Origin of the sequence: Paenibacillus maysiensis (genome assembly GCF_000520815.1) — a bacterium.
GTDB classification, from domain to species: Bacteria; Bacillota; Bacilli; order Paenibacillales; family Paenibacillaceae; genus Paenibacillus; species Paenibacillus maysiensis.
In genome coordinates this window covers 1-10,652 of sequence record NZ_ASRY01000065.1, presented here as the reverse complement: position 1 = coordinate 10,652, position 10,652 = coordinate 1, and the positions used below count along the sequence as shown (strand labels likewise).

At 47.7% G+C, this 10,652-nt stretch carries 18 protein-coding genes; 17 read left to right on the top strand and 1 reads right to left on the bottom strand.

Annotated elements, in window-relative coordinates; translation table 11 throughout:
• The first annotated feature begins 68 nt into the window (after nt 1-68).
• From L696_RS0104175 to L696_RS0104155, 5 genes are all read left to right on the top strand, one after another.
• Entirely contained in the window at nt 69-584 is a 516-nt protein-coding gene (locus L696_RS0104175) for a helix-turn-helix domain-containing protein (RefSeq protein WP_025682520.1), read from the top strand.
• 9 nt (nt 585-593) lie between these two features.
• The gene (locus L696_RS0104170) at nt 594-830 is read left to right on the top strand and encodes a hypothetical protein (RefSeq protein WP_025682519.1); all 237 of its coding nucleotides are present in this window, start codon (nt 594-596) and stop codon (nt 828-830) included.
• The gene (locus L696_RS0104165) at nt 827-1,066 is read left to right on the top strand and encodes a hypothetical protein (protein WP_025682518.1); all 240 of its coding nucleotides are present in this window, start codon (nt 827-829) and stop codon (nt 1,064-1,066) included. Before L696_RS0104170 ends, L696_RS0104165 begins: the two co-directional genes overlap by 4 nt.
• A 319-nt stretch (nt 1,067-1,385) precedes the next feature.
• Nucleotides 1,386-1,586, top strand: a complete 201-nt coding sequence (locus tag L696_RS0104160) for a hypothetical protein (RefSeq protein ID WP_025682517.1) — start codon at nt 1,386-1,388, stop codon at nt 1,584-1,586.
• Nucleotides 1,587-1,916: 330 nt separating this feature from the next.
• On the top strand, nt 1,917-2,159 hold the full coding sequence (locus L696_RS0104155) for a hypothetical protein (protein WP_025682516.1): 243 nt from the start codon (nt 1,917-1,919) through the stop codon (nt 2,157-2,159).
• Nucleotides 2,160-2,259: 100 nt separating this feature from the next.
• Here L696_RS0104155 and L696_RS0104150 read toward each other — a convergent pair whose 3' ends face one another.
• Nucleotides 2,260-2,538: a hypothetical protein gene (locus L696_RS0104150; protein WP_025682515.1), complete on the bottom strand. Its 279-nt coding sequence runs from the start codon at nt 2,536-2,538 to the stop codon at nt 2,260-2,262.
• A gap of 200 nt (nt 2,539-2,738) precedes the next feature.
• Between L696_RS0104150 and L696_RS0104145 the strand changes: the two genes are divergently transcribed.
• The 12 genes from L696_RS0104145 to L696_RS0104090 form a co-directional block, all read left to right on the top strand.
• Complete coding sequence (locus tag L696_RS0104145) at nt 2,739-3,686, top strand: YqaJ viral recombinase family nuclease (RefSeq protein WP_025682514.1); 948 nt, start codon at nt 2,739-2,741, stop codon at nt 3,684-3,686.
• 10 nt (nt 3,687-3,696) lie between these two features.
• The gene (gene recT, locus L696_RS0104140) at nt 3,697-4,575 is read left to right on the top strand and encodes a recombination protein RecT (RefSeq protein WP_025682513.1); all 879 of its coding nucleotides are present in this window, start codon (nt 3,697-3,699) and stop codon (nt 4,573-4,575) included.
• Nucleotides 4,572-4,775 carry a hypothetical protein gene (locus L696_RS0104135; protein ID WP_049827264.1) on the top strand — a complete coding sequence of 68 codons (204 nt, stop codon included), beginning with the start codon at nt 4,572-4,574 and terminating at the stop codon, nt 4,773-4,775. The genes recT and L696_RS0104135 overlap by 4 nt, the downstream gene beginning before the upstream one ends.
• The gene (locus tag L696_RS0104130) at nt 4,772-5,437 is read left to right on the top strand and encodes a hypothetical protein (protein WP_025682511.1); all 666 of its coding nucleotides are present in this window, start codon (nt 4,772-4,774) and stop codon (nt 5,435-5,437) included. The genes L696_RS0104135 and L696_RS0104130 overlap by 4 nt, the downstream gene beginning before the upstream one ends.
• Before the next feature lie 12 nt (nt 5,438-5,449).
• Nucleotides 5,450-6,481, top strand: coding sequence for a replication protein (locus L696_RS0104125; RefSeq protein WP_025682510.1), 1,032 nt, complete (start codon nt 5,450-5,452; stop codon nt 6,479-6,481).
• Entirely contained in the window at nt 6,447-7,733 is a 1,287-nt protein-coding gene (locus L696_RS0104120; RefSeq protein ID WP_025682509.1) for a replicative DNA helicase, read from the top strand. The genes L696_RS0104125 and L696_RS0104120 overlap by 35 nt, the downstream gene beginning before the upstream one ends.
• A gap of 13 nt (nt 7,734-7,746) precedes the next feature.
• On the top strand, nt 7,747-7,914 hold the full coding sequence (locus L696_RS30215) for a DUF6906 family protein (RefSeq protein WP_155985315.1): 168 nt from the start codon (nt 7,747-7,749) through the stop codon (nt 7,912-7,914).
• Nucleotides 7,914-8,111, top strand: a complete 198-nt coding sequence (locus L696_RS28225; protein ID WP_049827263.1) for a hypothetical protein — start codon at nt 7,914-7,916, stop codon at nt 8,109-8,111. Before L696_RS30215 ends, L696_RS28225 begins: the two co-directional genes overlap by 1 nt.
• 5 nt (nt 8,112-8,116) lie before the next feature.
• A complete protein-coding gene (locus L696_RS0104105; protein WP_245233282.1) occupies nt 8,117-8,641 on the top strand; it encodes a crossover junction endodeoxyribonuclease RuvC in 525 nt (174 codons plus the stop codon).
• A gap of 2 nt (nt 8,642-8,643) precedes the next feature.
• The gene (locus tag L696_RS0104100) at nt 8,644-9,612 is read left to right on the top strand and encodes a hypothetical protein (protein ID WP_025682507.1); all 969 of its coding nucleotides are present in this window, start codon (nt 8,644-8,646) and stop codon (nt 9,610-9,612) included.
• Between the two features lie 110 nt (nt 9,613-9,722).
• Nucleotides 9,723-10,163 (top strand): DUF5348 domain-containing protein, encoded by a 441-nt coding sequence (locus tag L696_RS0104095; RefSeq protein ID WP_025682506.1) that lies wholly within the window; start codon nt 9,723-9,725, stop codon nt 10,161-10,163.
• 11 nt (nt 10,164-10,174) lie between these two features.
• Nucleotides 10,175-10,652: DNA cytosine methyltransferase (locus L696_RS0104090; protein ID WP_025682505.1), on the top strand; the 478-nt coding region annotated here is incomplete at its 3' end.

Genomic DNA, 10,652 nt, shown 5'->3' with positions numbered 1-10,652 from the left:
TATTTTTTCTGTCCAACTTAGTGTAGCCGATCCAAATATCAAAACCGGACAAAGGAGTGGATTTGAAAGTGTCAATCGGACAATTCGGACCAGCGTTACAAGACCTTTTAAAAAAGAAAGGTGAGACGCGTAACGCTGTTGGGCGTGTGGCTCATGTTGATGCTTCGTTGATCGGGAAGATTGCGAATGGTTCCCGTAAGCCCTCAAAAGAATTGATGCGTAGCACTACCGAACATTACGACGACGGCCAACTCTTCATTGCAGCAGCCGGGGAAGTAACCGGCGGAGCCTTTGCTCCTTGGCTGGATAATGTGGACCTACATAGGGCAAGCGTACTGTTCAAGACGGTTGAAGAAATGAGGGAAGTTCTTGTTTTGTCTGCTGAGGTTCCTATTAGTAAGACTGCTGACCAGCTCACAGAATCCGAACGCCAAAATATGAAGCGTCTGCTAATGGAGACGGTTGAAGCTATTACAGCTCTTACTCATTTTGCTGCGGTGCTATGTAAAGAGTATTCATTTTCGTGGCTGGCAACGTGGAAAGAACACCGCGCTGACCTGAAGGCTAAAAAATATATGAAATGAGGGAAGGGAATGAACATCGTACAGCAACGTATTGATGAACTCACAGTTATGCAGAATCGGTTAACAGTGATTCAACCAGAGGACGGGACGTGGGATTGGTTTTTAAAAAAGGAAATTACGGATATGAAACAAAATAAAAATGCCCGCCGGCTAGGGCGGACACTCACTTTGAGAACTCGCTTAAAGTCTCTTGTGCTGCTCATTTTATCTCCTTCTGCGGCAGAAAGCAAGGGTGAGCGTGTATGACACAGGATTTGGCTGAAAAGATCATTTCTAATTACGTCGAGAAAGCACACGCCTTGAGAATTAATACAGTTGCCATACGGGGAGTCGATCCGCTAAGTCCAGAAGGCAAGATTCTTTGGGCAGATCGAAACGAAATTTACATCAATTGGGACAATGCAATGGCAAGCCTTCGGGAGTTGCCTATAGAATATTCGGCCCGCATTTTATGTGAAATTGAACAATTGCCAGCAATTTAGAACAAGCTGGCAACGGACAGGCCATGTCGGCCTTGTCTTCCGGCGTCGGACGGTAACATAACCAACTCCCGTTCGGCGTCGGAAGATGCGGCTGACGCATCCAAGGTGGTGGCAGAAAAGGGAACGCAACGCTTGTGAGTCTAGAAGTAGGGTGTAAATCCCGGCGTTTAAGTTGTCGGCATTAGTCGGCTATAAAATCCAATGCGGCTTTGCGGTGAAGTCTGGTCTGAGACTGGCGATCAACGAAAAACTAAGTGCAAACCGTAGCGAGGTGCAAATCCTTGCCCACCTTTACTACACACGAAAGGGAGGAAAATACATGAAACCATCAGTAGTACGCAATGTGCATTACAAAGACGAGGAAGGCAAGACGCTTGCAGCGATAGTTGTCCACGTTAACCCGGACACAGAGGGTATGGTGAATCTGGCTGTGTGGAATGAGTTCGGTAAGCAGTTCAATGCGCTGAACGTTCGCCAAGGCGACGAGCCTGGTGAATGGAATTGGCCGCCGCGAGTGTAAATGAAGGAGCAATGTAGGTACTGCTCGTTTTGCAAGGAACACGGGAGAATGCAGTCACAGCAGGGCCGCACAGGTCGCAAAAAGTATTATTGCGAACATCCAGCTCACCGCGCGGGCAAGATCAAGGACAGCCGAGGCATGCCTGTCTACAACTTTATCGGGTTCGGTGACATGACTCCGTACAGCCCGCTCACCTTAAAGACTTCTAAACGATGGTGCCCGCTGAATAAGTAATCCGCCTGACGAGTCCGCAGCGGAGCGGACGAAACCTAGCCCCTTCGGGGGCGAAGGTCGCGGGAAACCGCAATACATATGGAAGGAGGATGCCTTATGCAAGTGATTCAATCCATAACCATTGCTACGATTCCAGCTTTTGTTTTTGCTGTTGGTGGTGAGCACAATGACCGCGAGATCATCGAGATCAAGCAAGTCGGTGCAGAGTATGAAAATCATGTTCATTCAGAGTTCTTTGTTCTGGATGGAGAGGGTGAGCTGATTGTCAGCATTGAAAATGCCCCAGTGATCGTTGAGTACCGACAGATCGTGGAACATGATGCGGAGGAGGTAGGGTAGGTGAGCAAAACAACAAAACGTATTGCCAAGCTGGAAGCCCGTGTGGCGACGTTGGAAGCCGCCGTGGGAACGACGGCTGTTATAAACCAGGAACTTCAACTCATTGGGCTTCGGAAGCGTCGGATTGAGAAGTTGGTTGCTGATCCGGAAGAACGCCAGCGGCTTTTAACTGCTTTAGAAGCTCGGCGTTGTTCGCTTCAATCATCTTTGCAACTGCACGAATAATACCTTCGTGTGCGGACTCATTCAATACAAATTTTGCATCCATTTTGGATAAAACAGGGTCCTTCTCGGATTCTTCAATTACATCCAAAGTGGAGTTACTGTACTCAACAAACCCGTATTGCTCTAAATCTTCATACGATAGTCCAAGTTTCAAAGTAATCTCTCCTCAACTGATTAATATGGTGTGTGGCAACTCCATTTTATCAGAAGTTTGGAGGACGAGCATGGATAGAAGAGTTGATGGACATGAAAAATGACCCGTTGCACCGGGTCACCTTGAACATTGAAAACTAAATATTTGCTTGCCCCTATCGTAGCAGATGGGGGCCAACCAAACAAGAGGGAGCGATAGGCATGGCTATGAATGTAGCTGCTATTACAAAAGGCATCGAGCGGGATGAATGGCTGAAACTACGTAAACGTGGTATTGGGGGTTCTGATGCTTCTGCTGTAGCTGGGCTGAACCGTTATAAATCACCCGTTGGTGTCTTTCTTGAGAAAACTGATCAAATCGTACCGGACAAGCCGGGAGAAGCAGCTTATTGGGGCAACCAACTGGAAGATTTAGTCGCCCGTGAGTTTATGAATCAAACTGGATTGCGCGTGCAACGCAGCAATAAGATGTACCAGCATCCAGACCATCCATTCATGCTTGGTAACGTAGATCGTCTCATTATGGATAAGGGCGGTCGTGGAATAGGTATCCTGGAGTGTAAGACGGCCAGTGCCTACAAGTTGGATGAGTGGGCAGACGATCAGGTTCCTGACGAGTATGCCATTCAGCTTCAGCATTACATGGCTGTGCTTGGTGTAGATTACGGGTACTTTGCTGTTTTGATCGGTGGCCAGAAGTTCCAGTATAAGCTGGTCGAACGAAACGAGGGCATTATTGATTCTCTCGTGCAGATCGAGGACGAGTTTTGGAACAATCATGTGATTCCACGTGTTCCACCTATGGTGGACGGTAGCGCTGCTTCGACGGATTTGTTGAATCGGCTGTATCCTGCTTCACGTCCTGCGACAGAAATTACGCTGGAGAAGGAGCAGGCTTTGATGGTAGACAAGCTCATTGCGGCTAAAGAAGATGCACAAGCGGCTGCAGAACAGGTTAAGCGATTGGAGAACGAGCTAAAGTCAGCTATCGGTGAAAATGAGGTTGCCACGTATAATGGGGAACCCTTGGTAACTTGGAAATCCAGTCAAACAACGCGCCTGGACACTAAGCGTTTGAAGCAGGAACAGCCACACATCTTTGAAAAATACGCGAACACCACGTCTTCAAGACGTTTTCTGGTGAAGTAAGGAGGCTATTATGGCAGGACAACGCAGTAACGGAGCAACCCTTGAAAAAAAGCTTCAAAATAAGGCGGCTGGGGCAAAAAACGATGCGCCTACACCTTCTCAGACCATCGCTGCTTATATGGACAAAATGAAGTATCAGATTGCGGAGGCTATGCCAAAGCATATGAGCATTGATCGGCTCAGCCGTATTGCCCTGACGACGATTCGTACGAATCCGAAGCTACTGGAATGCTCTATGCCGTCACTCATGGGGGCGGTCATGCAAGCCGCGCAGCTTGGTCTGGAACCAGGCCTGATCGGTCATTGCTACATCATCCCATACGGTACAGAAGCCACATTCATCATCGGCTACAAGGGAATGATTGATCTAGCACGACGGTCTGGAAACATCAAGTCTATTGCCGCCCACGAAGTCTATGAAAATGATTTCATTGAGCTGACATATGGGCTGGAGGAAAAATTGCAGCACGTTCCTTGGTTTTTGCGCAAAGATGAACAACCAAAGGAGTCAGGCAAAATCATCGGAGCTTATATGGTTGCCAAGTTTAATGATGGCGGTCATTTCATTCACTATATGCCGATCAGCGAGATTGAAGAGCATAAGAAGCGTTCCAAAGCATCTAGTAAAGGCCCTTGGGTGACTGACTATACCGAAATGTGCAAGAAGACGGTTGTTCGTTCGGGTTGGAAGTGGCTACCCATCAGTGTGGAAATCGCTTCTGCGGTTACTCAGGACGAGACGGTGCGCAAGGATATCACACCAAACGATGAGCCTTTTGTTTTTGAAATGCCACAGGAACCACAGGGTGATGATACAACTCAGTCAGGTGACGCTGATCCGAAGCAACCTGATGCTGGATCGGGCCAGGACGAGTTAGATCTTGAATGAGCAATATAGATGCGATCACTGGTAAACCGTTGTTGCGCAGCATGATCGGTGAACACATTTGGAGAATCAAAGAATCCGACCCGGAAGCTTTTAAGCGCAAGGTACGAGAATACTTCGGGCGAGGTTACCCAGGTTGGACGACAGTCCGTGCGAAGTATCCCTATATATTTCTGCGGGATGATAGGGGGCCAAGCTTATGAATGAGGTTGAGCAGCTCAACCTGTTCGCTACGAACGAGCCTGCCGTGTTGAACGGCATGTACTACGAGCGATCAACTGGATTGTTCGTCTCTTACGTTAAAGGGCGGCGACATCGAAGTTACGCCGGGTCGCTGCCTGGGCAACAAAGCTTGGAGAGAAAAAACGATGAGGGAGTGTGTTATATGAATATTTATGCTGAGAAAGGCCACAAAGTGGTCTTTCTCAATAAAAATGGTCACGAACAGCAGCGTATTAGGGCAAGGGAAAAAGGCCTGATCGAGGGCCGAGTATACACCGTCGAACAAACAGAAGTCAGCGGCTGGTCCACGGGCGTTTACTTAGCAGAGGTTCCTAATTATGGCTTCAACTCTGTTATGTTCGCTGATCTTGTGATGCATACCAATCAAACTATATTCGACCAATTAAATGATTTATTTGATGCGGCACAGGAACAAGGCCCTGAAAGCATGACGGAACATTTCAAGTCCATGGCTTATGCAATAGGAGCTCAGATGGCTGTGTCTGGTAAGCCGGAACACATGCCCGAATTCATCAATATGGTAATTACAGAACTTGGACGTGGCATACAGGTAGGGCTGCAAACAGCACATGGCATCAATAACGATTTTGAAGTTCAGGTCCACAGTATAACAAAAGATTAGGTGGTGTAGCCGGTGGATTCCAGCGTAAACCCTCAGCCTACGGATGCACACATACGAATATCGCACGAAATACACCGAGAGCTGATCCGGCGGAAGTTCACTCAGCGGCAGCGAAACATCATTGATTTTATTCTTACGCTGAGCTGGGGGTGTGGGAAGCCATCGGCAATCATTCCACAACTAAAGGACTTTGAATTGTGCGGTGTTCGTCAAAATTATATCCGAGAAGCATTGGACACGTTGGTCGAATGCAAGGTGATATTCAGAGAACCTTCACTAAATGCATACCAATTTAATAAGCATTTTGACCAGTGGGAGATTGAAACAGTATCTGCGTTCGACTCTCGAAAAATGAATGAATTGGTTCGTTTAAATATCGAAAATACATCACCAAATTTATCAAAAAAACTTCCTGAAAAGGGAAATGACTTCCCAAAAAGGGAAGTGTCTGATGATTCCTTAAAAGGGAAGTCAGTTCCTAAAAAGGGAAGTGACTTCCCGAAAGAGGAAGCGGAAACTTCCCGAAAAAGGAAGTTTAGACTTCCTGAAAAGGGAAGTGTGAAGCGTGATTTCTCTAGACGTACCAAGGGATTTCGGCTCTCTAAAACAATCTTTAAAGCAATTATTAAAAAAAATACTACTACTTCTTTAGATACTTTACAGGGAATAGGTACAGAGAACGGAGGCGGTGGTCGTCTTCCTTCAGACTATTCCTTTGGCTATATCTACCGTGCTTACGAAAACAATTTTACGGATGCAGGGAAGGTTACCCAGTTTGAAACCGAGGACCTTGGGGTCTTGTTTGACGATTATGGCGGAGAGTGGCTGCTAAAAGCTATGCGTGAATCCGTCCGGCAGAATAAAAAGAGCCTGGCTTACGTCCGGGGTACGCTGGAAGGATACCGTAAACGTGGTGGACCGGAAACGGAACGCCGAATGGATCGGGCTTCACCGGCGGAAGCAGAAATTCAAGAAGACGACCCCATTACGATTTTGATGCGAAAGGCAGATGAACAGAGGCTTGCTGAATACGGAGTTACTTGAGGTCGAAATTTTAGGTTCTTTTTTTCTGGACCCTACGCTGGTAGGCGAAGTTGCGGTCACGCTTGAACCAAGCTTATTCACACACCCTTGGCATCGAAACCTATTGAAGATGATCCAAGAACTACACCGGATGGGGCAGGAGCTGTCCATGACCAGATTGGTAACGGTGTTTGAAAAGCATATGGAGAAGGTGGGGGGAGTTTCTTACCTCTCCGAACTAACTAGCTCAGCCTTCTCAATTTCCATATTGGAGCAGAATATCAGGCAGCTCATTGAAACCGATGCTCGTCGTAAAGCACTGGATTTGGTTGGTGAGTACCGTGAAAAATTCATGGATATGTCAGCGGGTGGATTTGAGGAATTGTTGGATCAATTTGAACAGCGCTCTTTGGATATCCGGCCGAAAGCTTTGCGGGAAGATACCACTGTGGACGACATCATCCAGTGGTATGAGGACTTGGTGCTCAAAGCTCAAGACCCGGGTCGCGCACTTGGCATTATGACTGGTTGGTCTGCGTTGGATCGGCTGACACTAGGGTTCCAGCGTACTAACCTGATTGTCATTGGCGCTCGGACCAGTATGGGTAAATCAGCGGTTGCCAATGAAATCAAGATGCGGGCAACTCAGCGGGGGCATAAGGTAGCGGACTTTAGTCTGGAAATGTCCAAAGCGCAAATCTATAACCGGATGATCGCTAATCTATGCAGTATTCCGCTGCAAGCAATCCGTTCGGGTCATTTGAAACCAGAACAGATCGAGCGCATTTCTACGCAGATGGAGTTTTTACGCAAAATTCACATCGATGATAGTCGTGGGGTGACTGCGGAGTACATCTGTTCCGAAATGCGCCGAATCAAGCGGCAGGAAGGACTGGATTTGGTCATTGTGGACTATTTGCAGGAAGTGCTTGAACCAGCGGAGCGTAATGACAATAGCGGTTCTGGATTGCATCGGGTATGTCAGAAGCTACGGAAAGCTGCAAAGGACTGCGATTGTGCATTGATCGGTTTATCACAGGTCAAGCAGGATGTGGAGACTCGGCAAAATAAAAGGCCGTTTGTTTCGGACTTATCGGGAAGTGCGGCGATCAGCGCCGTAGCCGATGACATTCTCATGTTATACCGGGATGAATATTACAATCCAGACACGCCAGACCCGGGTATTTTGGAAATCAACTTGGCGAAGCAACGGAATGGTCCTACTGGGCTGGTGAAGCTCAAATTCGAGAAAGAAACACAGCAAATTGCATAAGGGAGGAACGGACATGGGGAAACCAACACGGCCAGCGCGGCCGACGCGTCGCCAGAAAGAAGAAATGAAGGCTTGGAAGCTCAAGCCCAACACATGGTTGGTGGTGCTGGATACAGATTTGGAAATGGCGCTCGTTAGCAAATCCGGTCTTAAAAAGCGGGTAATCCGGCGGGGAGCCTAATGAAAGCGTCATGCTGGACACGTTGGAGTGTCTACGAATACATGAAACATCGTTTTGTTTGTACCGGCTATGTGCCTGACGAAGTGGAGCTGCTTGAGGAGTTCCCTGACATTGCCCGGAGCGAGCTTGACGAGGGGATTGTTGAGTTCCGATCAATTGTTAAGGACTGGCCTGAAAATAGGGGGAAGAACATTTGAAGATTATGGGGATTGACCACGGTACAAATTTTGATGGTTGGGCCACGATGAAGAACGGAAAGCCGATTGATTTTGGTTTGCGTGACTTCTCAAAAATTAAAATGCCAAATGTGCTGGATGCCATCTATCAGGACACGTTCCGATTGATCGAGCAGGAAGAACCGGAACTGATTGTATTAGAGCGTCCGGTTCACTTTAAAAATGCGAATAGTGTGCTGGCTCTTGTTGGAGCGTATTCCATGGTTACGTTGGCTGCTTTGCATTTGGACAAACCTATCAAGGCTATTCGACCTTCAGAGCTTAAAATGCAGACTGGCAAAGGGAACGCGGATAAAGAGACAGTCGCCGTGGAAATGCAGATGTTGTTCGACCTGGACTATGACGAAATTGCGGTTCCTGTCTTATACAAGAGGAATGATCCACGGGGCAAATACAAAATTGGGGACGTGAGGGAACGGCTTTTCGATCCTTCAGACGCTATCGCACTTTGCTGGGCCTATCATCAAAATTTTATTAAGGGAGTGGCTTAAAAATGAGCTATATAAATTTCAAAGGTACCGTTAAAAAGATCAATCTCAAATCAGCGGAAGAAACGGAAATTACAATTAGTATCCCGGCTTCTGAGCTGGACGGTCAATATAATACGCTTCAAAGCATGTTGGAGATTAAAGTCATCGGAGGTTTGGATTCACAGATCGTTACGTACAAGGTGTTGAAGAATGCCAGAACGGGCAAGCCAATCACTAAATACACCGTTGATGATGGCGGTATGGTGTCCGTAGCTAAGCCAGAAGGGGAACAACTCTCTATGGACCTTGGGCTTCCGCTTGAGAAAGTGGAGGTTAAAGCTGATCCAGAGCAAATTGACCTTGATATTATTCAGGATTTTATACTCAGCGGTTTGGCACCACGATTTGACGACATGCAGTATGACTTTTTGGAAATTACAGAACGCTTGGCCGACGGAGATACCTATCTAAAGATAGCTGCTGATGTTGGTATGGGTGTAGGCGTGTTTGTGGTTATGGTGGACGAATATCGGAAGCGGGTCGCGCCGATGGCTGCCAAGTGGGATGAATGGCGCAAAGGACAAGTCAATACAGTACCGCCGAAAGCTGACGAGCCAGTAGAAGGTCAGCCAGATGATCAACAAAATGAAAATCAGCAGGAAAGCCAAGATGACACCAATACAGATCCTTCTGAGCAGCCTGAACCCGATGATAGTGGCAAGTCAGAGGGTGATCAAAATCCCGATACCGACACAGATCCTGAACCGGTAGTCGATAAGGAGGAATTGGAGGAATACATTTTGAAAGCCCGTCCTACCTTCGAGGATATCCCTGTTGATTTCCCTACATTGCTTCAGCAGCGCCGGGAAGAGGGCAAGACTTGGATGCAGATTGCTAAAACCATCGGCTTGACCAGCGGCCAGATCACTGCCAAATGGACGGCTTACAAGAAGATGGTTGCCAAGCAAATGAAAAACGGGGGAGCGGCGTAAGCCGTTCCTTTAATAAAGCAGCGTGGCCCCTCCCTTCACGGGCTACGGCGGCCATCTGCATCTATAAAACGGAACATACGATCTTATTTCATGCCGAAAGGACGATATCTATGAGTGAATCTATGAAAAATCAGATCCGTGAGAAGTTGGAAAATCTGCTTCCACAGATTAAAAAAGTTACTCACATGATTACTGACGCGGAGGAAAGTTGGACGACACATTACGATCAGAATAATCCAGAAGACCTGTATTTGCGGGGAATGTTTTACCGAATCGGTGACATGTTGGATGATGCGAACCGATTGCTGGTTCAAACGTTTGCCGAAGTTGTCGATGAAGGCGAGCTGATAAAGCAGCCGAACGGACGCTACTCCTTGCATGAACGTGAACTTACTTCCGGCGAACCTATTGAATATCTTGCTCCGGATGATGATGGTGATCGGTGGGTGCTGTCTCGGATTGGTCATAATGGTCAGGACTATTGCCTAGAAACTGATCGTAATTTTTCGTTGGAAGAGCTGCGCGTTCGGATCAAGTACATTCCACGCTGAGGAGGTACGGTATGCAAGAAATAATAGTGGATAATTTTGCGGGCGGCGGTGGAGCCAGCACGGGAATAGAGTTAGCAACAGGTCGGTCGGTGGATATAGCGATCAATCATGACCCGGCAGCAATAGCAATGCATGAGGCGAATCACCCGGAGACGGAACACTATTGCGAATCGGTATGGGAAGTGAATCCGGTTGAAGCGGTCAAGGGGAGTCCCGTAGGTCTGGCGTGGTTCAGCCCGGATTGCAAACACTTTTCCAAGGCCAAGGGCGGCAAGCCAGTAGCGAAAGAAATTCGCGGTCTGGCTTGGGTGGCTGTTCGGTGGGCTGCTACCGTCCGCCCGCGGGTTATTATGCTCGAAAATGTGGAGGAATTTAAGACTTGGGGGCCATTGCTCAAAGATGGCTACCCGGACCCGGACCGGAAAGGACGGACATTTAATAGTTTCGTTAATGCTCTTAAACGGCAGGGTTACCGTGTTGAGTGGCAGG

Bases quoted from the DNA above. Each gene is read 5' to 3' on its own strand.
- L696_RS28225 (WP_049827263.1), top strand. From the start codon at position 7,914: ATGAAAGCGTCATGCTGGACACGTTGGAGTGTCTACGAATACATGAAA.
- recT (WP_025682513.1), top strand. From the start codon at position 3,697: ATGGCAGGACAACGCAGTAACGGAGCAACCCTTGAAAAAAAGCTTCAA.
- L696_RS0104105 (WP_245233282.1), top strand. From the start codon at position 8,117: ATGGGGATTGACCACGGTACAAATTTTGATGGTTGGGCCACGATGAAG.
- L696_RS30215 (WP_155985315.1), top strand. From the start codon at position 7,747: ATGGGGAAACCAACACGGCCAGCGCGGCCGACGCGTCGCCAGAAAGAA.
- L696_RS0104095 (WP_025682506.1), top strand. From the start codon at position 9,723: ATGAGTGAATCTATGAAAAATCAGATCCGTGAGAAGTTGGAAAATCTG.
- L696_RS0104130 (WP_025682511.1), top strand. From the start codon at position 4,772: ATGAATGAGGTTGAGCAGCTCAACCTGTTCGCTACGAACGAGCCTGCC.
- L696_RS0104100 (WP_025682507.1), top strand. From the start codon at position 8,644: ATGAGCTATATAAATTTCAAAGGTACCGTTAAAAAGATCAATCTCAAA.
- L696_RS0104155 (WP_025682516.1), top strand. From the start codon at position 1,917: ATGCAAGTGATTCAATCCATAACCATTGCTACGATTCCAGCTTTTGTT.
- L696_RS0104120 (WP_025682509.1), top strand. From the start codon at position 6,447: ATGAACAGAGGCTTGCTGAATACGGAGTTACTTGAGGTCGAAATTTTA.
- L696_RS0104135 (WP_049827264.1), top strand. From the start codon at position 4,572: ATGAGCAATATAGATGCGATCACTGGTAAACCGTTGTTGCGCAGCATG.
- L696_RS0104165 (WP_025682518.1), top strand. From the start codon at position 827: ATGACACAGGATTTGGCTGAAAAGATCATTTCTAATTACGTCGAGAAA.
- L696_RS0104145 (WP_025682514.1), top strand. From the start codon at position 2,739: ATGGCTATGAATGTAGCTGCTATTACAAAAGGCATCGAGCGGGATGAA.
- L696_RS0104170 (WP_025682519.1), top strand. From the start codon at position 594: ATGAACATCGTACAGCAACGTATTGATGAACTCACAGTTATGCAGAAT.
- L696_RS0104160 (WP_025682517.1), top strand. From the start codon at position 1,386: ATGAAACCATCAGTAGTACGCAATGTGCATTACAAAGACGAGGAAGGC.